Annotated in this window: 15 protein-coding genes; 9 read left to right on the top strand and 6 right to left on the bottom strand. The window is 62.8% G+C overall.

Features of this window, described 5'->3' with window-relative positions; genetic code table 11:
* Positions 1-125 precede the first annotated feature (125 nt).
* Positions 126-353, bottom strand: coding sequence for a PRC-barrel domain-containing protein (locus FAS41_RS29005; protein WP_281286833.1), 228 nt, complete (start codon positions 351-353; stop codon positions 126-128).
* A gap of 278 nt (positions 354-631) precedes the next feature.
* Here FAS41_RS29005 and FAS41_RS29000 point away from each other — a divergent pair, with 278 nt between their 5' ends.
* On the top strand, positions 632-1,369 hold the full coding sequence (locus tag FAS41_RS29000) for a Crp/Fnr family transcriptional regulator (RefSeq protein WP_045217844.1): 738 nt from the start codon (positions 632-634) through the stop codon (positions 1,367-1,369).
* 7 nt (positions 1,370-1,376) lie between these two features.
* Here FAS41_RS29000 and FAS41_RS28995 read toward each other — a convergent pair whose 3' ends face one another.
* Positions 1,377-9,887, bottom strand: a complete 8,511-nt coding sequence (locus FAS41_RS28995; protein WP_218939141.1) for a glycoside hydrolase family 94 protein — start codon at positions 9,885-9,887, stop codon at positions 1,377-1,379.
* 384 nt (positions 9,888-10,271) lie between these two features.
* Here FAS41_RS28995 and FAS41_RS28990 point away from each other — a divergent pair, with 384 nt between their 5' ends.
* Together FAS41_RS28990 and FAS41_RS28985 are read left to right on the top strand one after the other, a co-directional pair.
* Positions 10,272-10,577 carry a hypothetical protein gene (locus FAS41_RS28990; RefSeq protein WP_138526740.1) on the top strand — a complete coding sequence of 102 codons (306 nt, stop codon included), beginning with the start codon at positions 10,272-10,274 and terminating at the stop codon, positions 10,575-10,577.
* A 96-nt stretch (positions 10,578-10,673) separates the two neighbouring features.
* Positions 10,674-11,063: a response regulator gene (locus FAS41_RS28985; RefSeq protein ID WP_138526739.1), complete on the top strand. Its 390-nt coding sequence runs from the start codon at positions 10,674-10,676 to the stop codon at positions 11,061-11,063.
* A 560-nt stretch (positions 11,064-11,623) separates the two neighbouring features.
* Here FAS41_RS28985 and FAS41_RS28980 read toward each other — a convergent pair.
* Complete coding sequence (locus tag FAS41_RS28980) at positions 11,624-11,866, bottom strand: hypothetical protein (protein WP_138526738.1); 243 nt, start codon at positions 11,864-11,866, stop codon at positions 11,624-11,626.
* Between the two features lie 209 nt (positions 11,867-12,075).
* On the opposite strand from FAS41_RS28980, the gene FAS41_RS28975 reads away from it, so the two are divergent.
* From FAS41_RS28975 to FAS41_RS28960, 4 genes are all read left to right on the top strand, one after another.
* On the top strand, positions 12,076-12,582 hold the full coding sequence (locus FAS41_RS28975) for a hypothetical protein (protein ID WP_138526737.1): 507 nt from the start codon (positions 12,076-12,078) through the stop codon (positions 12,580-12,582).
* Between the two features lie 568 nt (positions 12,583-13,150).
* Positions 13,151-14,137: a slipin family protein gene (locus FAS41_RS28970; RefSeq protein WP_138526736.1), complete on the top strand. Its 987-nt coding sequence runs from the start codon at positions 13,151-13,153 to the stop codon at positions 14,135-14,137.
* Between the two features lie 191 nt (positions 14,138-14,328).
* Positions 14,329-14,523 (top strand): hypothetical protein, encoded by a 195-nt coding sequence (locus tag FAS41_RS31245; RefSeq protein ID WP_138526735.1) that lies wholly within the window; start codon positions 14,329-14,331, stop codon positions 14,521-14,523.
* Positions 14,520-14,846 (top strand): low molecular weight protein tyrosine phosphatase family protein, encoded by a 327-nt coding sequence (locus FAS41_RS28960; protein ID WP_138526734.1) that lies wholly within the window; start codon positions 14,520-14,522, stop codon positions 14,844-14,846. The genes FAS41_RS31245 and FAS41_RS28960 overlap by 4 nt, the downstream gene beginning before the upstream one ends.
* Before the next feature lie 177 nt (positions 14,847-15,023).
* On the opposite strand, the gene FAS41_RS28955 is transcribed toward FAS41_RS28960, so the two are convergent.
* Together FAS41_RS28955 and FAS41_RS28945 are read right to left on the bottom strand one after the other, a co-directional pair.
* On the bottom strand, positions 15,024-15,644 hold the full coding sequence (locus FAS41_RS28955; protein WP_138526733.1) for a tyrosine-type recombinase/integrase: 621 nt from the start codon (positions 15,642-15,644) through the stop codon (positions 15,024-15,026).
* Between the two features lie 348 nt (positions 15,645-15,992).
* Positions 15,993-17,504 (bottom strand): 2Fe-2S iron-sulfur cluster-binding protein, encoded by a 1,512-nt coding sequence (locus tag FAS41_RS28945; protein WP_138526732.1) that lies wholly within the window; start codon positions 17,502-17,504, stop codon positions 15,993-15,995.
* A gap of 139 nt (positions 17,505-17,643) precedes the next feature.
* On the opposite strand from FAS41_RS28945, the gene FAS41_RS28940 reads away from it, so the two are divergent.
* The gene (locus tag FAS41_RS28940; RefSeq protein WP_138526731.1) at positions 17,644-18,057 is read left to right on the top strand and encodes a DUF1924 domain-containing protein; all 414 of its coding nucleotides are present in this window, start codon (positions 17,644-17,646) and stop codon (positions 18,055-18,057) included.
* Between the two features lie 14 nt (positions 18,058-18,071).
* Positions 18,072-18,923 (top strand): diheme cytochrome c, encoded by an 852-nt coding sequence (locus FAS41_RS28935; protein WP_171049574.1) that lies wholly within the window; start codon positions 18,072-18,074, stop codon positions 18,921-18,923.
* 244 nt (positions 18,924-19,167) lie between these two features.
* On the opposite strand, the gene FAS41_RS28930 is transcribed toward FAS41_RS28935, so the two are convergent.
* On the bottom strand, positions 19,168-20,153 hold a 986-nt coding region (locus FAS41_RS28930), incomplete at its 5' end, for a hypothetical protein (RefSeq protein WP_138526730.1).

Here is a 20,153-nt window from a genome sequence, read left to right as displayed (position 1 = left end):
AAAAGGCAGGGCACGGCCAGGCACAATCAATCAGAAGCTGGGAGCTTCGACTGGCGCGGCTTCATAATGATAATGATTAGGTATTTCCCGCCCAATGTCGAATGCTGCATGTCCTGCCAATTATCCTAGTCGAACCCCGGCGCGCTGCTCAGGCGGTCCAGGTCGACGTCAAGCACGAAGCGCTTGTTCGCCGTATCCCGCCTCCATGGAACTGCAAACAGTTTTTCTCCCATCTCCAGGATTCCGCCGAATGACAGCCCGGCGCAGGCAACTTGCCCACTTTGCGAATCCAGCACGATTTCCTTGAGGCCGCCAAGGTCTTCGTCCTCGGAGTTGCAGTTGTCACTCCCGATGAGCCTATCCGCGCCCGGCCGGGGCAGGAATGGTCATCGGCGACTATGCCGTTATGGCTCGTAAATACCGCAGGAATCGCGATCTTCAATGTTCACGCCCACCCTGGAACGATGTGATGACAGGGTCGTACAAGGCGCCAGATCAGCATCCGCCGCCGCAAGCTCCAGGCTGCGCGCAAATAGGAGCCCGGTCTGTGCGATAGGGAACTTTGCACCACCGGCAAAGGCCTGAAATTGTATGCTTGAATAGTCGCGATACGCCCCGTGAGGAGGCCGCCATGCGAGAGACTCCCTCCCCCGCGCAGAACCATTTACTGGCCGCACTCCCCCGAGAGGTTCAGGAACGCCTCTTCCCCCATCTGGAGCTGCAACGCCTGGAACTGGGCAAGGTGATCTACGAACCCGGTGATGCGATGCGTTACGTGTTCTTCCCTACCGACTCCATCATTTCGCTTTTGTACGTGATGGAAAGTGGTGCATCGGCCGAGATATCCGTGGTCGGTAACGAGGGGCTGGTCGGTATAGCCGTCTTCATGGGCGGCGAGAGCACCCCCAGCCGCGCTATCGTGCAAAGCGCCGGCAGCGTTTACCGGCTCGCGGGGCAACGGATGAAGGACGAGTTCAGTCGCCACGGCGACATGCTCATGTTGTTGCTCCGCTATACCCAGGCATTGATCACTCAGATGGCCCAGACGGCAGTCTGCAACCGCCATCACTCCATCGATCAGCAACTCTGCCGCTGGCTGCTGCTGTCCCTCGATCGCCTGCCCGGCAACCAGCTGATCATGACCCAGGAGCTCATCGCCAACATGCTCGGTGTACGGCGAGAGGGCGTCACAGAAGCGGCCGGCAAACTGCAGAAGCAAGGTGTGATCGAGTACAGCCGGGGGCGGATCACCGTGCTGGACCGCCCGCGCCTGGAGGCATTGAGCTGCGAGTGTTACGCGGTGGTGAAGGCGGAAACCGACCGCTTGCTACCCTACGTCCCCCGTCGTCCAGGCCATGCGGCGGAGTGACACGATTTTACAGGAACAGCTCAAGGCGATGCTCGCCAACCGCCAGCGGCACCCGCACCGGGCTTTCGCCGCAGACCAGTGAAAGGCCATCCAGAAGCGCGCGCTGGATGCCATGGCAGTGCGTCCCGGCCGAGGCCACGACGATGCTGTAATGGCAACCATCCACCGTCACGCTGGCGTCGAACCCCGGCCAGTCCAGCGGAATACACGGATCGATGAGCAGACTTGCACCCTCGCGCCGGAGCCCCAGAATCCCTTCCACCCCCGCACGGTACATCCAGCCAGCGGAGCCGGTGTACCAGCTCCAGCCACCACGCCCGACATGGGGTTCAACGGAATAGACGTCGGCCGCGACGACATAGGGTTCGATCCTGTAACACTCCACCGCTGTTGCGGTACGTGCATGGTTGATCGGGTTGAGCAGGGAGAACAGCCCGGCCGCCTTGTCGCCCTCACCGAGACGGGCAAACGCCAGGATGCTCCACATCGCCGCATGACTGTATTGCCCGCCGTTCTCGCGCAGGCCCGGCGGATATCCCTTGATGTAGCCAGGATCGCGCGGCGATTGATCGAAGGGTGGAGTGAACAGCAAGGCCAACCCCTCATCCTGACGGATCAACCAGCGCTCCAGCGAAGCCATGGCAGTGGCTGCGCGCTCGGGATTCGCGCCGCCACAGAGCACCGCCCAGGACTGGGCGATGGAATCGATCCGGCATTCGTCGCTGGCCGCTGAACCGAGCCAGGTGCCGTCGTCGAAAGTCGCTCGGCGATACCACTGGCCATCCCAGCCATGCTCCTCCAAGGCCAGCTGCAGCGCCGCCGAATGTTTCCGCCAGCGCACGCACCGCACCTCATCACGCCCCTCGGCCAGAGCACCGAAGCGCTCCAGGGTATGCAACAGCAACCAGCCGAGCCACACACTTTGGCCCTGCCCGCCGAGGCCCACACGGTTCATTCCGTCGTTCCAGTCTCCGCTCCCCATCAGTGGCAGGCCGAGGGCGCCGGTCATCTCCAGGCACTGGTCCAGGCCCCGAGCGCAGTGCTCGAACAGCGAGGCGCTCTCCTCCGCAAGCATCGGCTGGAAAAACGTATCGCTCTCGCCAGGATGCAGCTGTGGCCCTTCGAGGAAAGGCAGCATTTCGTCGAGCACCGCAAGGTCCGCGGATGACTCGATATAGCTGGCACAGGCATAGGCCAACCAGACCCGGTCATCGGAGATTCGCGTGCGCACTCCCTGCCCCGTCTGTTCCAGCCACCAGTGCTGCACATCGCCCTCGACGAACTGGCGCCCGGCGGCCCGCAGCAGATGATGGCGGGTCAGCTCTGGGCAGGCGAAAGACAGCGCCAGACCATCCTGCAACTGGTCACGGAAACCATAAGCACCGCTGGCCTGGTAGAACGCCGAACGGGAATGGATGCGGCACGCCAGCGTCTGGTAGAGCAACCAGCCGTTGAGCATCAGGTCCATGGCGCGATCAGGCGTGCGCACCTGGACTGCGCCCAGCCGCTGCTGCCAGTACCGCGTCACATCGGCCAATACCGCATCGAGATCGATGCTGCGATATCGCTCCACGAGACCACGAACCTCTTCGTCCGATCCGGCTTGCCCCAGCAACGCCAGCACTTCCACGGACTCGCCGACACCCAGCTCGACGATGCATTGCAGGGCAGCGCAAGGATCGAAGCCAGCGCCGGTGGCGCCCGACAACGCCGCGGCGCCGAGCAGCGCCCGAGGAGCCGACAGGCTACCGGCAGGGCCGATGAATTCGCCGCGATCGGCGGTCCAGCTGCTCTGCCGCCCGCCCAGGTCGGCGAAAGCCAGCCGCTCAGAATAAGCGATGCTCCACGGGTTACGTGCCAGTAGCGCGCCGCTGTCGACATCCACCCCAGTCAGGATGAAAGGGGCGCAGGCTCCGCGCGCGGTACCCAGTACCCATTCCACGTAAGCCGTCACCGATAGCCGGCGCGGCCGGCCGGAGGTATTGCGCAGTGTGAGCCGCGATATCTTCAGCGGGTCATCCAGCGGCACGTACTGCAGCAGCTGCGCTTCGATACCGTGGGCCGTGTGGCTGAACCGGCTGTAGCCGAAACCATGGGCGGCGCGGTACAAGCCTGCGTCGCGGATCGGCCGGGCGGTAACGCCCCACAATGCCAGACTGTCTTCGTCGCGCAGGTAGAAAGCCTCACCTGCAGGATCGATGACCGGGTCGTTGGACCAGGGACTGAGCTGATTGTCCCGGCTGTTGCCGGCCCAGGTGTAGCCGCTGCCTTGCGCCGAGACCTGGAAGCCGAACGCTGGATTGGCGATCACATTGATCCACGGCGCCGGGGTCGTGTGGCCATTGTTCAGAATGATGTGGTACTCGCGCCCGCCCAGCGCAAAGCCGCCCAGCCCGTTGAAAAACTCCAGCGGCTCATCACTGCTCGTTCCCTCGGTCGCGGGCAGCAGCGGCAAGGCCGCCGGTGCATGCCGAGCGGCAGACGGCCGCGGCTTGGCCAGCGGCAGACGCCCCAGGTGGGCAGCGATGGAGCCGCGGCGCGCCAGCAGGTTGACCCGCGCCACGGCGTTCAGCAGTTCCCGTGCCTCCACGGTCATCAGGTCGGCGCGCAAGGTGTACACGGCGCCGCGCGAGGCATGGCCCTCGCTGCGTTGACGCGTGGGGCTGCTGCGTACGGCGGTTTCGATGGCGGTCTGCAGATCCTGGACATAGGACGATGCTCGTTCGTTGACGATCACCAGGTCAACGTCCAGGCCCTTCATCCGCCAGTACTCGCGGGCGCGCAGGAGCTGCCGCAGCAGCGAGAGATCGTCGATTTCGTCGATGCGCAACAGGACGATCGGCAAATCTCCGGAAATCGCCAGCGGCCAGAGCCCGGACTGGCGCCCTGCGCCGCGCCGGAGGGCTTCCTGCGGTGCCCTCCAGCGATAATCCGCATAGAGAATCGGCGCCGCCAAGCGCTGGAAATCGGCGGCCTCCTCGGCATCGATACCCAGGTCGCGCAATTCCACCTGGGCCTGGGTCCAGGCCAGGGTCTTGGCGCGTTCGAAAGCGTTGCGTTCATGGTGTTTGTCGATCAGGTCAAGCAAGGCTTCCCGGGTACTGGCTACCAGTGTCCAGAATGCCACCCGTGCAACCTTGCCGGGCGCCACCCGCAGGCGCAGGCGGAGGGAGAAAATCGGATCGAGCACGCTGCCCTGGGAGTTGTCCAGGGCACGGTGGCCCAGAACTGCCTGCGCCTCCCGCAGGGTTCGGCCACGGCCGAGGAAGCGGGCGCGGTCGGACTCATACTGCGTCTCGCCGATCACCTCGCCCTCGACCACTGCGAAATGGGCCGCCCAGATCGACGGATCGTCCGGCGAACGCAGGCGTCGCGTGGCGACCAGGGCGCCGAACTCGGCAAGGTATTCTGTCTGTACGAACATCCGCGAGAACACCGGATGCGCGCCATCGGCTGCCGGCGTTGCCAGCACCACTTCGGCATAGGAAGTCAGTTCGATTTCGCGTGCACCGCGACCATGATTGGTCAGCGACACCCGCCGCACCTCGCCATCGTCCTCTCCGGACACCAGTACTTCCAGGCTGGTCAGCAGCGCGGCGTCGCGCTGGATGAACTCGGCGTGGTCCTCGTCGAACAGTACCTCGCCATTCTCAACCGGTTGTCCGCCAGGCTGCGCCGTGGCCGACCACAGTGCGCCGCTCTGCAGGTCGCGCAGGAAGATGAAACTGCCCCAGTCGTCGCAGGTGGCATCCTCGCGCCAGCGCGTCACTGCGATATCTCCCCAGCGGCTGTAGCCGCCACCGCTGGCAGTCAGCATCAATGCGTAGCGGCCGTTGGACAGCAGATGAGTGATCGGCGGCCCATCGTGCATTGCATCCACTCGGCGCAGCGTGGACGCATCGGCAATGGTGTCGCTGGGCGCTACCGTAACCTCCTCGGCGCGGGGATGCCCCAGCGCCACATCGCGCGGGACGCGCTCCTGCAACAGCAGTTCGCTGGCCTGGATCATCGGCTCGCGATGCAGGCGGCAGCGCATGCGCCCGTGCTGCAGGGTATTGGCGATGGCAACGATGCTCATGCCCTGGTGGTGGGCCATGAAACTGCAAACGATGGCGACGCTTTCCCCGTCCTGCAGGCGTGAGCGGGTGAAGTCCAGAGCCTCGTAGAAGCCATAGCGGCCGAGCGCACCGAGAGCCGTCAAGTGATCGAAATTGCGCTGCGCCCCTTGCGCATCGACCATGGTCGCCAGCGCCGTGGCATAGGGCGCGATGACAACGTTCTCGGCCAACCCGCGTTTGAGACCAAGACCCGGCACGCCGAAGTTCGAATACTGGTAGGTGAATTCCAGATCGCGGGCGTTGTAGGCCGATTCGGAGATGCCCCAGGGGATGCCCAGTGCGGCGCCGTAGGCCTGCTGCCGCGCCACGACAAGGCGGTTGGTCTGTTCCAGCAGGCTGCCGGCCGGCGCCCGCATGACCAGCGAGGGCATCAGGTACTCGAACATCGAGCCGGACCAGGAGATCAGCGCCGAGCCACCGGGCACCGGCGTGGCCGTGCGGCCCAGGCGGAACCAGTGGCGGGTCGGCAGGTCGCCCTTGGCGATGGCGAACAGGCTGGCCAGGCGCGCCTCGGAGGCCAGCAGGTCGTAGCAACTGGGGTCCAGGCGGTTGTCGTCCACGCAATAGCCGATGGACAGCAGCTTACGCTCCTGGTTGAGCAGGAAACCGAAATCCATCTCCAGAGCCAGCCGGCGCGCCGTATCGGCCAGGGCCTGAAGGCGTCGGGCCAATGCCTTTTCATCGCCATACCGTCGGTCTCGGCTGTGCTCGGCGAAGGCCCTGCGCAGTGCGTCGAACCAGAACGACAGGTCGCCGCCCTCCTCGCCAGCCGGCGCGAGGCCCGCGACGCAACGCACGGCCTTTTCCGCGCGGTGCCCAAGGGCGGGCAGCAAGGCGTCGAGCGACTGTGGGCCGGTGAGGGCCCGGTGAATCTCCCGCATGTCGTCCTTCACCTGCAGCAACGCGACATCTTCAGCCAGCGGCAGCGCTGCGACGGCTTGCCGTGCCAGGTGCAGGGTGTCGAGCAGGCCCTGGCGGGCTTCCTCCACCAGCGGGCTGGCGCGCCACTCCTCGCACGCGTTGGCCAGCACGATCAGGTGCCCAGCCAGGTTGCCGCTGTCCACCGAGGACAGGTACCTCGGCTCGAGGGCTCGCAGGTCGCGGGTTCCGTACCAGTTGAAGAAATGGCCGTGGCTGCGCGGCAGCTTCTCCAGCACAGCCAGGGTGCCTTCCAGGCGCTCCAGCGTCTGCAGGCCGCCGGCCCAGCCGAAATCGCGAGCGGACACCGCGGACAGCAGGTAGAGGCCGATATTGGTAGGTGAGGTGCGGTGAGCCAGCACAGGCCTGGGCTGCTCCTGGAAGTTGTCCGGCGGCAGCAGATTGTCCGCCGGCGTGACGAAGGTCTCGAAGAAGCGCCAGGTCCGCCGTGCGCACAGGCGCAGTGCGGTTGCGTCATCCTCCTCCAGGCCCGAACGACGCGACGGCTGCGTGGGCCTGCTGCTGTAGAACGCGAGCAGAGGCGCGCTCAACCAGAGCAGGGTCAATGGCAGGATCAGCAACCAGTTCGCCGGCTGCAATGCCAACCCGGTGATGCCGGCCGATGCGGCGAGGGCCGTCCCACCGGCCATCTGCCGATAGCTGCCGAGCCAGCCGGGGCGCGGCTTGCGTGAGGACTGTGCGGCAGTGGTCCACTCCAGCAGGTTGCGCTGGCTGACGTACATCCGCCAAAGCGTGCGCAGGATGGCATCGACCATGCTCCAGGCATCGTTTGCCAGGAAGGCCAGCGACAGCAGGATCTGCAGCAACGCACGACGGAAGTCGGCGCCGAGCATGGCGAAGTGGCTGCGTAATCGAACACCCGAGCGCGCTGGCAGCAACGCGCAGTAGATCGGCAGTAACGGCGGGATCGCCTGGGTCAGAATGACCAACGTCGCGGCCAGCAGTGCCTGCGGCAATGGCAGCCACCAGCAGAGCAGCAGGCTGGCCAGGGCGAAGGGCACGACCAACGACCGGCGCAGGTTGTCGAGCATCTTGCAGCGGCCGATCAACGGCATCGCCTGCGGCCCGCGCCAGTGGCCGAGCATCCACGGCAATAGCTGCCAGTCGCCGCGGGTCCAGCGGTGCATGCGCCTGCTCGCCACATCGAAGCGCGACGGCGACTCTTCGACGACCTCGACATCCGACGCCAGCCCTGCGCGGGCGAAGATGCCCTCGAAGAGATCATGGCTGAGCAGTCGATTGTCCGCGACCCGGCCGGCCATCGCGCGCTCGAAGGCATCGACGTCATAAATCCCCTTGCCGGTGAAGGAGCCTTCGCCGAACAGATCCTGATAAACGTCCGACACCGCCGCCGCGTAGGGGTCCATGCCTGCCGGGCCGGAAAAGACGCGCTGGTACAACGAGCCCTCCCCGCCCATCGGCAGCGATGGCGTCACCCGCGGCTGGAGTACCGCGTGGCCGTTGATCACTCGCTGCCGCAGGGCATCGAAGCGCGGCTGGTTCAGCGGGTGGCCCATCTTGCCGATAAGGCGCAGGGCCGCCTCGCGGGGCAGGCGAGTATCGGCGTCGAGGGTGATGACCAAGCGTACCTCGCTCGGCACTCGCGGCGGCTCTCCGGCAATCGCCACGAAGCTGGTATCGGTGGCGCCGCGCAACAGCCGGTTCAGTTCATGCAACTTTCCGCGCTTGCGCTCCCAGCCCATCCAACAGCCCTCGGCAGGGTTGAAGCAGCGCCTGCGAAACAACACGAAGAAGCGCTGGCCGCCGGGCCCCTGGCCGTAATGCCGATTCAGGCGGTCGATGGCCGCAGCCGCAACAGCGAGCAGCGGAGCATCACTGGGCAGGACCTCCTGTGGCGCGTCGACGCCATCGAGAATCAGCACGAAGGTCAGGTCACCGCCGATACCCGCCAGATGGTGGACCTCCAGCCGCTCGATCTGCTCCAGCAGATCGGCCTCGGTGGTCAGCAAGGTCGGCACCGCCACAACGGTGCGCAACGCCTGTGGCACGCCGGCCAGGAGTTCCAGCGCAGGCAGCATGATCGCGCCAAAGCTCCAGGTCACCAAGCGGTTGATGAGTGCCGTGGCCACTTCGGTCACCGGAACGCAAAGGCAGGCCAGGAAGGCCAGCATCCAGCCCCAGGAAGGCGCAGACTGACTCAGTAGATGGGATACGAACCCCAGCAGCACCAGGCTGAGCAGGCCGATGGCACCGATGTAGCCGCCCATGCCCAGGTGCACGCTGAAGCGATTCAGGCGCAGGTGCAGCGTCGGGCTGAAGCCGATAGCGCGCTCCAGCATCGGGCGGCCTTCAGCGATCAGATGAAATCCGGGATCGAATTCACGGCGGGGGCCTTCGCCTTCCGGATGGTCGGCAACAGCCTGACGGCAAGCCTCCAGGGCGTGATCGACCACCTGGAGCTCATCCAGGCACGAGCCGCGCGCCAACTGTTCGATGGCGCTGCGATAGAGATTACGAGTGGGAAAGTCCATGGCAGCGAAGTTGCTGCCGTCGCGCAGCCGCGCGTCGACCAGACTGACATTCTCGAACAGCTGCGCCCAGTCGATATCGGAGATCAGGCGCATGCTGGTGATCACATTGCGCACTGTGACATTGGAGGCGCCCAGGCGCTGCTGCGCATGCTGGACCGCCACCTCGACACTGACGCCCTGTTCGTGCAGGCGCTCTTCGAGCCAACCCAGTGTCGGTGTCGTGCGCGGGTCCTGGTCGCGCATGCGTTTGGCCAGTTGGGCGGAGAACACCTCGGAAAGCGGACCGGTCGAGCGCGCGGCGATATCCGCCTCCAGCGCCGAGCGAGCGTGCCCTGGCGAGAGCAGGCGCTCGGCAAGGGCATCGGCATCGGCACGGGCTATACGGCCGGCGCTGATCTGTTCAGCCAGGCGCCGCAGGTTCTCGATCAGGACGATGCGCAGGGTGATCGCCACCGCCCACAGTTCGCCAATGGTCAGTGGCTGGACTCGCTGGTAGGCATGGATGAAGCGCTGCAGCAGTTCCACATCGAGGTGGCTGTCGGTGTGCGCCACGAAGGCCCAGGCCAGGCCGAAGACCCGCGGGTAGCCGGCGAACGGTCCATCGGCGAGCTTGGGCAACTGCCGGTAGTAGCCAGGCGGCAGGTCGTCGCGGACCTCACGGATCTGTTCTTCGACGATGTGGTAATTGTCCAGCAGCCACTCGGCAGCCGGTACCACACCATTGCCCCTTTCCAACTCGACAGCGCTGGCCCGGTACGCAGCCAGCAGGACACGGGCGTTGTCATCCAGGCGCACATGCAACGGCAGTACACGCCTTGGCGTATCCGTCACTTGTTGTGCCAGGGCCAGGCTCTGCGCGTGCTGTTCGAGCCGTTCGATGCCGAAGAGTTCTTCGCGAACCGGTACCAGACTGTCCCAGGGAGGCTTCGATCGGCCGCGGCGCAAGGCCCGGAAATGGAGCGACATCATGGCAATGCTCCGGAAGTGCGGCGGAAACCTGGCAGGTCGACACGAGCGCCAGGGTGGCACGTACAGAGAAAGCCCCCTCTGTCGGTACCCGGAGGCTCCTGAGGTGGGGCATGCCTGACTCCAACCTTCGCAGACCAGGACTACGACGTCGGTGCGGTTGCGCACTTAAGGGCAGCCTGAGGCTCAGCTCGGTGCCTGCCAGGCGCATTGATCATTCTTATCGCACTATTCCAATGAAAGGCAGGTCGTCTAATCAATGGCCTGTGTCATTGCCTCCCCCCCACAGGAAACGCTGGTTCCGTTCCATGCATCGAATGCACGTCCAGCCCCCGAGCGCCGATACGTCTCAGGGCAATTCCCTAGTCCGCTGAAGAGGTGACTGTCATGGAATCGAACGACATCAATGCACGGTTCTACGAGGACTTGCGCCATCTGATCGCGCAATCGGCGTTCACGCCGGACAGTCCGCAGGATGTGATCGCCCGCTACATCCTCGCCCATGGCTTTGCGGCGCTCTCCGAGACCCAGTTGCAGCAGTTCTGCACCGAGTTGCTACCCATGCTGGAGGAACTGGGAGTGGAGGCGCCGCATCAGATAGAGGCCACGTTGCCGAAGGAAACCGCGGCCACATCAGCCCGTACGGAGGACCAGGCGCCGAGCTTGCTCGGGGATACTGGAGGCAAGCCATGATGGGCGCTCGCACACCAGCAGAGGATCACATAGCCGAGCGCTCCCTGTCCCACGGGAGCTTTCAAGCATTGGCAACCTGGGCTGGATGACAACGACATGGCCAGTATTTCACCGCACATCCTCCTGCTGGAGGACGAACTGACCGTCCGCATTCTGATGACGCAGATCCTGGCTAATCTTCTCGACGCGCAGGTCACCGCCTTCTCCAGCGCCGAAGATGGAATCGAGTACCTGAAGCAGCCGGACACGCGGGTCGATCTGATCATCACCGACATTCAGATGGTCGGGCTGCTCGACGGCTACGACGTTGCCAGATTTTCTCTGCGGCACTGTCCCTCGACGCCCGTGGTGATCACCTCGGGACTCAATGGGCCGGAGCGCAGAAAGCCGCCCGAGAACTCGACGTTCCTGGCCAAGCCATGGGACCTCGCAACGCTCGAGGGCACTCTTCGTGCGCTCCTGGAACGAAGGACGCCAGGTGGTTAGGAGGAGCCCTGAATGCAATCGACGGCTACTGACACTCGAAGTGCAGGCTCTCATCCTCGGTAACTCTGCGTACCGGAACCTGTGATTCCTCTGCAGGCGGGGTGAAAACGAGGGCCAGCTCTCCCTGCAACGATTGACTGAGCGTTCTCAGCGCTTGCGCGCCTTGCAGGCAATGCTGGCCGATGCCAACGAACGTAATCCCCTCCCCCTGCAGCAAGGACATGAGTTGAAGGCTGATGGAGCCCATGTCGGACCGAAAAAGTGCGCATGAGTATCCCGGAAGCCAGGTGTCGAGCATTTTCCCGGCAGCGATCAGTGACAATCTGCTCATGGACTCTGGTGACCTCCATCGTAACCGGCAGTTGCACGATCAACGACGCGGCTTGCGCCGAACCACCGGCGTTTCTTTCGCCCTGATCTGGCGATTGGCCTGCGGCACAGGGTGTGTCGTCATGGACAGCTGACGCCATGCCCTCCTGCAGAGAATCACCGCATGCCGCCATTGGCGCCGCAGACCCGCCGCCACACTGCGTTCTCTGTAGTCATCCATCGATGGCGCATCACTGGTCATTAACATCTCCGGCGCGGCCGGGCTTCGTGCCCTTCTCCGGTCGATGGGTCGGATTTCCAGCAGAATCGACCTCCAGCGATTGCTGGAGTACCGCTTCCGCTCTGGTCTTCGGATTGGAGTAGTTATCTGAGCCCGGCAGACGCGGCGCTTCGTTGCGTCTGCCTTGCGGATGAGTCTTCCCCTTGGGTTCAGCGGCCCCGCCATGGGGGCCTTGCTTGCCTGTCTGGTTCATGGTCGCCTCGCCGCGCTTCCCACTCCTGCACCATGCAGAGTGTGGAGGGAGCGACAATGACAACCTTTCACCAGGTTGTCGGTGCGGTAGCCCACTTGCGCTGGTCACCCAATAACGAGCACCGGTACGTGCGTTAACAGACGGACCGACGCCTTGGCTTCGCGGATGCTGGAAACTGGTTCGAAAGGTCGCACTCCAGGAGAGCAACTATGACCCACTACTGCCATCAGGTCTCAGGTGTGTTCACCCGACGATCACAGGCCGATTGCGCGAAACAGGACCTGTTGGGGTTAGGCATTCGTCTGGACCGAGTGCGCATATTCGACAACCAGGAACTGGTGCCCTCCGGGCGCCTGCGCGCGAAGCGGCGCCCCTTCAGACAGGTCATCAAGGGCGTTGCCGTCGGGGCGCTGTTCGGCCTGCTGGTCAGTGCGCTGCTCGCAATCGCCATGACGAACGCCGGAGCAGGCCTCTTCGGCGGCTCGCCGCTGCTCGAATTGCTGGGCTGGGGTGCTGTCGTGGGAGGGCTGGCGGGCGCGGCAATCGGCGCTTCGGCGAACGTCAGCCAGGACGACCATCCCTTCGGGTACACCCTCCTGCCAGGAAATGTCGTTCTGCTTGCCGAGACCCACTCGGCGCGCGAAACCCTGCGCGCCTTCGAAGTCATCGAAAGAGCGCCCGGAGTCGGTGCGCACATGGACATCAGCCTGGTCTGAGTTGGCACATGACGACGCAGCGGCCGACTTCGGGCAGCCGACGGACAACAGCGTCAGGATGGCCCTCCGTGCGCCATCGCACGCTCGGCGGGAACTACTCCTCCGAGGGATCGCCCGGAGACTTGTGCGGAGCCTGTGATGGGTCTTCAGCCGGATCAACCGATGGCGGCAGCGTCGGCTGTTTCTTGTCGCGATCTCGAAATGAATATCGCTCGGCGGGAGAGCCATATTCACCGCCCGGCAGTGTGGGCCTGACACCCCCACCGGCTGGCGACGGGCTGTCCGGAACTGTTCCCGGTTGTTTTTTCATGGCGACCTCTGGTGAGCCGATCACTGCTGATCGCCAGGACGTACCGAAACGCCAGGCCAGCTCGGTGTTGACGGAATGCAACCATGGCAGGTCGCAACTCCTGGCGTCGGTACGCAAGCGCGCTTAGCCCCTCACAAATACCGGCAGTGCTCGCGGGACCCTTCCCAGCGGATTGCTCCAGTGGTCTAGCGCACAGACAGACGAACGCCTCAGGCGCAATCTTCAAATGAGCGTTGCGCTTGAATGCGGGAGGACACCATGAACCCCATCACCCTCTTCATCGTCATGGTTCTGACGGCCATCGGTGCCGTCCTCATCTACCTTGGCCACTCGGTTGTGGGCATCGTTGTGCTGGTGTGCGCACTGGTCGTCTCGCTGTCCCTCAAGATGGCCAATACCTGGCAGAAATTCGTCGTGTTGCGCGCAGGTAACCTGCAAGGCGTGCGCGGGCCCGGACTGTTCATGATCATTCCGGTCCTGGACAGCGTCGTCGCTGTGATCGACGAGCGAATCCAGACCACGGCGTTCAATGCCGAGCAGGCACTGACCCGCGATACAGTGCCGGTGAACGTCGACGCCATCATCTTCTGGCACGTGCACGACGCCCGCAAAGCGGCACTGGCTATCACCGACTACCGGCAGGCCATCGACCGAGTAGCACAGACTTCTCTGCGGGAAATGATCGGCTCGTCGATGCTGGCCGCGCTGCTATCCGATCGACGCAGCTCCGATCAGCAGTTGTGCCGCGAGATTGGTGAAAAGACCCAGGAATGGGGTGTCACCGTCGGCTCGGTGGAGATCCGCGACGTGGCCATCCCGGTGGCATTGCAGGACGCCATGTCACGCCAGGCGCAGGCCGAACGCGAGAAGCAGGCGCGAATCATCCTGGGCTCCGCAGAAGCGGAAATCGCCGGACGGTTCGTGGAAGCAGCCACGATCTATGCCGGTCAGCCTACGGCCCTGCAGTTGCGCGCAATGAACATCATCTACGAGACCACCAAGGAGCGCGGAACCACCATCCTCATCCCCAGCTCCATGGTCGACAGCATGAATCCGACCGTCGCCGTCGCAGCTGCGGTGGCCACCCAGGCCGGTACGATCCATGCCAGCGACGAACCTTCGCATGAGAGTCCGCGAGTCAATGTGCAGGCGGACATCGACAGACCATCAACGATGGGGCGCAGCCAGGATGAACGCAGCACAGCAGGCGTGCACGCCGAACGGGTTGATGCAGCCGTTCCTTAGACAGGATTTGTCCGCTTCCGGCCAAGAGCGGACTATGGCAGCAGGTGAACAAACAAGTACCTGATCGCTATCCGCCCCGCGTGTAGCAACGGTGCTCTTGCACCTCTGGTCTACGCCGGCATTCTCACCTACCATAGGTTCACCTCGTATTGCCGCGGCTGCTGAACCCGGTATTAACGAGGAAAATGACCATGGAAAGAACACGCGCCTGGAGACGCTCACAGGCCAATAAGCATTCGGCTGAGAAATTGCCTCGTCCGCTGCGACCCCGTCCAGAAAAGAACTGGAAATTGTTGTATACCCGAGCCGACAAGCTGATTAGAGCCCGCCAGCTTGGCATGAGTTATCCAATTCGTAGCGTTCGCCAACTGCTGGATCAAGAGTGACCAACCTCCTTTTCGTCTGCAGCCGAAATCAATGGCGTAGTCCTACGGCAGAGGCTATCTGGCGCCGCCGGCCCGGTTTTGCCGCCCGTTCAGCCGGAACCAGCCCTAATGCCCGCAAGCCCATCAGCCCGGTGGATATCCACTGGGCTGATGTTATTTTCGTTATGGAACGCAAGCATTTGAATCGCCTTCAGGCAGAGTTCTCTCGCTTGCTGGAACATAAGCGGCTTCACGTTCTAGACATCCCTGATGACTACCACTACATGGACCCTGAGTTGGTGGACATCCTCAATGACTTGGTGGCGTCCTGCTTGGCAGTTTAAAGAACGCACAGACCGCATCGTCAAAGTCAGGACACGGAGCAAGTCCGGGCGCTCAACTTAATGGCGAGCCCATCTTCACTCTTGACCAGACCGAATCAACTGCGAGAGTCCGCTATGGGTCGGTAGCTGACTCAAGAAGGCGCCGGCTCGAAATCCGGCGCCAAAGTGGCGAATAGTTCAAACCTCAGTCTGCTCCGCCATTTCTAGAGCGTCGTCCACCTCAATCCCGAGGTATCGAACAGTGCTCTCCAGTTTCGTATGGCCTAGAAGCAGTTGAACCGCCCGCAGATTCTTCGTTCTGCGATAGATTAGCGATGCTTTGGTTCTACGAAGCGTATGGGTTCCGTAGAGCGTGGGGTCGAGACCGATTGTCGTTACCCAAGCTTTCACTATGCGGGCGTACTGCCTCGTGGATATGTGCGCTGAATGTCGAACACGGCTGGGAAAAAGGAAATCGTCGTTGCGACGGCGAGCGGCAAGGATCCAAGCTTCAACCGATGCTCGCGTCTGAGCAGTGATTTCGAACTGCACCGGTCGCTGGGTCTTCTGCTGCATCACCATCGCGCGCGTCGACACATGATCGCCGTGAGCTATGTCTCTGACGCGCAGCTTCGTTAAATCACAGGCTCGCAGCTTGCTGTCGATAGCGAGGTTGAACAGCGCCAGATCACGTTCCTTGTTTGCGATCTCAAGTCGCACTCTGATAGCCCAAATGTCCCCAAGTCGTAGCGGTGCTTTTTGGCCGACCAGTTTGCCCTTGTTCCAAGGTTCGCGAGCTTTCGTTGCGGGTGTGGCCATGATTTGTCCTCCACATGAGTGAAGGGCTAGGGTGCATCGCATGCGATCTCAGGGCCGCTTCCGACCCAAAACGGACGCTCGCTCAATGGGCACTGCGATGAATCAGCCAGGTAATGAACGCTACGAATGGAGCGAATAGAACCAAGCAGCTCACCACGACTGCCCAGCCCCAGGCGAAGCCGCTTTCTCCCCTGAACCGGTCACCGCTCAGAAAGCGTAATACGCGGACACCGATGCGGTGTGCCAGATATTGGCCGTTTGCTGCCTCTGGCGAGAGGCAGCTACCGACCCAAGGCAGATACCTGAGTCTGCACATCGGAGGGGCTTGCCGCCCCTCTCGTCGTGCAGTCAAAACCGCACCCGGACTGACTTTCCACGGACTTCCGCCTGGCACGCCAACGTCCAGCCTTGTTCGATCTCGGCATCGCTCAACACTTCGTTGCTGCGCAGGCGCACCTCACCGCTTTCGACTCTGCACCGGCATGCTCCGCAAAGCCCGCTACGGCATCCTGTGGGGGGATGGAGGTCGGCGCGCTCCATGCTGTCCAGCAGTGCTTCACCCTCGTAGCCGTCCATCTGGACCGACTGCCCATTCAGTTCGACCTGGATGCGATGCGTCGCCTCGCCCACGGGCCGGAGGAATTGATTGGGCGCCGTAAAGCGCTCCCTGTGGATGCGCTGCAGAGGAGCCCCGAGTTCCTGCAGGCATTCGCTGGCCTGGTCCATGAAGTCGGCGCCACCGCAGATGAATACCTCTTCGCCAGCCCACTGACGCAGGAGTCGAAGCAATTCGTCGCTCCCGGCACGTCCGTTCTCCCGGGTGTAGTGGTTCTGCAGGGTGAAGCGCTGTGCATGTCGATGCTCCAGGGTCAGCAGCGGCTCGGCAAAAATTGTGGAGTCCGGAGATCGATTCAGGTAGATCAAACGAATGCGGCCACGCCCGTTTTCCAGGCGGTCGCGCAATATCGAATACACAGGCGTGATGCCACTGCCAGCAGCCAACAGCAGGACATCCCTAGCGGTGCTGGGGCAGACGAAAGCTCCCATGGGCGGCTTCGCCAACAAGGTCATTCCCACCACCTGTTCGTCCTGGAGCCAGTTCGAGACCCGGCCGCCTGGGACTCGCTTCACCGTGATCCGCAGGCAATCGTCCAGCCCCGGCGTACTGGAGAGTGAGTAGCACCGCCACAACAACTGGTCGCCGCAGGGCACCCGGAGGTGAAGGTACTGGCCGGCCCGATAACTCGGCAGTGATTGGTCCGCAGCCGCGGGAACCAGTTCAAGGGAGCGGCTATCCACGGTTTCATCGTGGACAGCTCGGACCCGCAGTGCGAGCAGGTCGTCGTGGGCATTCTTTCTGCGACGTGTCGTCAGCATCGTCCAGGCGGGCTTGCGGGCGAAGAGCAGGAGGAATCCCAGGTGGGCGGCGACCAGCCCAAGCGCCAGGTTGGCAAGAAACTCGTGCGTTTCCGCCGGATCGCCGGGCAGGCCCTCGGTGTTGAGTGCACTCAGCTTCCAGGCGTCCGAAAGGTCTGCCGCACTGCTCGCATTGATGAAGTCTACATTGTCGATCATCAGCCAACCCAGCGCCGAGCACATCGCCAACGTAGCCAGCAGCAGTGCTGTCAGCCCCTTTCCGAAACGCGTTTTCGCGGCCGTCGTCGTGCGCCGTGAGACGAGCAGTCGAGGAAATCCGCTGGTTGTGCGGAGCGCGGCGAGCAGTCGGATGCACAAGAGGACGATGAGCCCATAGCCCAGCCAGACATGCAATGTCTCAGCGCTATCGCCACTGAGATAGGCCCCCACGAAAAATGCAGCAAGTGACCAGTGATAGAGACGGAACCGATTGTACGGATTCATGCCAGATACTCCCTTTCTAATCAGGAAAGGGTTCTAGGCGCACATCCTTAACTGTTCCTGAACCGCTCTAGCACGGTATTTCAGCTTGGATTAAGAAAAAGGCCATAGTTTTTGTGTGTCTTTTTCCAAGGGGATACTCATGCGCCAGTCCACATTGATTGCCACCATTCTGTTCGCGTCATTTTCCGGCCTTGCTCTGGCCGCCGAACCGACGGCCTTGCTTGACGGTTACGCCGCCCAGGCTCGCCAGCATGACCCGAGTTTCTCCGGCTTTTCCGCGGAGCGCGGCAAGGTTCTGTACTTCCGCGAAGAGTTACGCGAAGACAAGAACATGAGTTGCACCACCTGTCATGGCCAGGATCCGCTGAAACCCGGGAAGACGCTGACCTTCCGCAAGATCGATCCCTTGGCGCCAAGCGCGGCACCCGCGCGCTTCACGGATGTGAAGAAGGTGGAGAAGTGGTTCCGGCGCAACTGCAACGATGTGTTCGGACGTGAATGCAGCGCCCAGGAAAAGGGCGACTTCGTTTCCTGGATCAGCAGTCTGAAATAGCGGGAGCGCAGCCCATGAACAGAAAAGGAATGCTGCTGCCGTTGGTACTGCTCCCCATGCTGATGGTTGTCGGCTGCAATGCGGACGACCACGGCACAGGCAAACACGGAAGCTACAAACGGCCCAAACGACTGGCGTTTTCCGCCGACGCTCCGCAGGCGTGGCGCGAAGAGTGTTCCGCGTGCCATCTGGCCTACTCGCCGGGGTTGCTGCCCGCGGATGCCTGGAGGATGCAGATGAAAGATCTGGGTGACCATTACGGCAGCGACGCGAGCCTTGACCCGGAAGCGGAGGCTGTCATTCTCGACTTCCTGCTCCAGGCTTCGACGAACAACCGCCTGCCGGTGGAGGGCGGGAGGCCGGGCTTCCCACCGCGCATCACGGAAACGCGCTGGTTCCTGAAGAAGCACGATGAAGTCAGCCCATCGACCTTCAGGCGCCCGGGCATCGGCAGTGCCGCGAATTGCGCCGCCTGTCACCGTGACGCGGAGAGAGGGGACTTTGATGAGGACCGGGTGAAAATTCCCAAGGCAGAGGTCCAGAGTGCCGAGGTTGTCAGTCTGGCTCAGCACAGGCAGCAACTTGTCGACATCGCCCCCAACGCGGTTACGGCTATCGGCTCCGGGAATGGCAATCGCCATAGCTGCAAGGTCACGACTATCACGTCCAGTGTTCATTGCGACTCTTCAATGGGCGCCAGAAACGAACCTACCGCCTCGATTGTGTGGACGCAGGCTTCTGATGGGACATGGAGCTGTGTATTCAGCGGGCCCAGCAACACAGGGCTTGTTCCGAAAAACTGCACGATTCAAGAGTCCCTACAGGAGGGCACGAAGCCCACGGAATCGGGAAAATCGACCTGGTAGCACGCCGCCTGCTCCTCGTCTCCGCCTTGAGCGGAGAGCGGGGAGGGTGAGCGGCGGTGACGCGCAAGCGGTTTGAGCAGCCGGATTACTGGCTGCGCGGATGTCCGCTCCTGGCCGATAGCCGCCGCAGGTGAGGGCAGCTCCCGACCTAAAGCGAACACCTCAGAAGTCGGCTTTCAGGGTGGCGTTGGCGTTGGCGTAAAGGTGATCATCATCCAGGATCACTGAGGAGATGCAGCCTTGGTTATCTGTCCATTGAACTCTCAAGAGCCGGAGCCTGATCTTTCCCGCCGGTCAGCTCGAGTGGGCGAGGAAGGGCGGCTTGAAGTGCAGCAGCAACCTCCGCAAGCTCTTTCCCCTCCAGGGCCTCTACTAACAGCGCCAGTTGGGACGAAATTGCTTTGAGCTCCTTCACTGGCCGCTCAAGTGGCCTTGCCGGGAACAAGCGCGCAGTGTCCGGCGCTGTGAGAGCAACCTCGTCTTCCTTCGTCTGAAAGTGAGCGACAAACCCTAAGCCTCGCTTCAGTTTGTCGAACCCTTCAGCAGCGGCCTTAAAGTACGTTTCCTGCTTGCCACGCCACGCCGCAAGGGTGTGTAGCTTGTTGTTGAATCTGAGTTCGCCATCGTCAGAGACCGTAATGGCGTCCATCCAGTGGTTCCTCGGTCGGAGAGCTCGCTCCGTCTCTAACCAGCCCAGGATCTCCTTGCGGATTTGACTGCCATGTTCCGCCAAGTTGTGGACCCTCAGCAGCAGGTTCAGGGGGAATCCGTCGATGCGGTGCCCTGGGTGGTTGTTCGCCTCCAAGTCCTTGCCCAGCGCCTGTAGGTAATTGGCTAATGGCCGAACTACCAGGCTGGCCAAGACGGTACCGCTGTCTTCCCACTCCACCCATTCACTCAGTTTGGCCTGGACAGTGAAGTATGTCTGCGGAGTATTAGGGACGTCGTTGAAGAAGGCCTCGGTGGCGGCTTCCATTTCCGCTGATGTGACCTTTACCAAGTGCGACTCGCCGAGCATGGAGCAGACAGGACAGATCATGCCGGCTCGAGTGGCCACGAGCACTCCGGGAGGGGAGGATCCGATGTGCGGGTGGCGCCCATCAGTACGGTTCTCACAGAGCCCCGGAGAGGCCGCCTCCGCACCGAGCAGGCGCCAGCTGGTGACCTTCTCGCTGTTCTTGAAGGGGGGCGCGGTGAGGATCTTTTCCGCCGCGCTGCGCGAGTCCTCGC

The sequence above is a fragment of the Pseudomonas nicosulfuronedens genome (genome assembly GCF_005877905.1).
In the GTDB taxonomy this organism is placed as follows: Bacteria; Pseudomonadota; Gammaproteobacteria; order Pseudomonadales; family Pseudomonadaceae; genus Pseudomonas; species Pseudomonas nicosulfuronedens.
This window is presented reverse-complemented; position numbering and strand designations above follow the sequence as displayed.

Bases quoted from the DNA above. Each gene is read 5' to 3' on its own strand.
- FAS41_RS28990 (WP_138526740.1), top strand. From the start codon at position 10,272: ATGGAATCGAACGACATCAATGCACGGTTCTACGAGGACTTGCGCCAT.
- FAS41_RS28985 (WP_138526739.1), top strand. From the start codon at position 10,674: ATGGCCAGTATTTCACCGCACATCCTCCTGCTGGAGGACGAACTGACC.
- FAS41_RS28980 (WP_138526738.1), bottom strand. From the start codon at position 11,866: ATGAACCAGACAGGCAAGCAAGGCCCCCATGGCGGGGCCGCTGAACCC.
- FAS41_RS28995 (WP_218939141.1), bottom strand. From the start codon at position 9,887: ATGATGTCGCTCCATTTCCGGGCCTTGCGCCGCGGCCGATCGAAGCCT.
- FAS41_RS28970 (WP_138526736.1), top strand. From the start codon at position 13,151: ATGAACCCCATCACCCTCTTCATCGTCATGGTTCTGACGGCCATCGGT.
- FAS41_RS29000 (WP_045217844.1), top strand. From the start codon at position 632: ATGCGAGAGACTCCCTCCCCCGCGCAGAACCATTTACTGGCCGCACTC.
- FAS41_RS28935 (WP_171049574.1), top strand. From the start codon at position 18,072: ATGAACAGAAAAGGAATGCTGCTGCCGTTGGTACTGCTCCCCATGCTG.
- FAS41_RS28975 (WP_138526737.1), top strand. From the start codon at position 12,076: ATGACCCACTACTGCCATCAGGTCTCAGGTGTGTTCACCCGACGATCA.
- FAS41_RS28940 (WP_138526731.1), top strand. From the start codon at position 17,644: ATGCGCCAGTCCACATTGATTGCCACCATTCTGTTCGCGTCATTTTCC.
- FAS41_RS28955 (WP_138526733.1), bottom strand. From the start codon at position 15,644: ATGGCCACACCCGCAACGAAAGCTCGCGAACCTTGGAACAAGGGCAAA.
- FAS41_RS31245 (WP_138526735.1), top strand. From the start codon at position 14,329: ATGGAAAGAACACGCGCCTGGAGACGCTCACAGGCCAATAAGCATTCG.
- FAS41_RS28945 (WP_138526732.1), bottom strand. From the start codon at position 17,504: ATGAATCCGTACAATCGGTTCCGTCTCTATCACTGGTCACTTGCTGCA.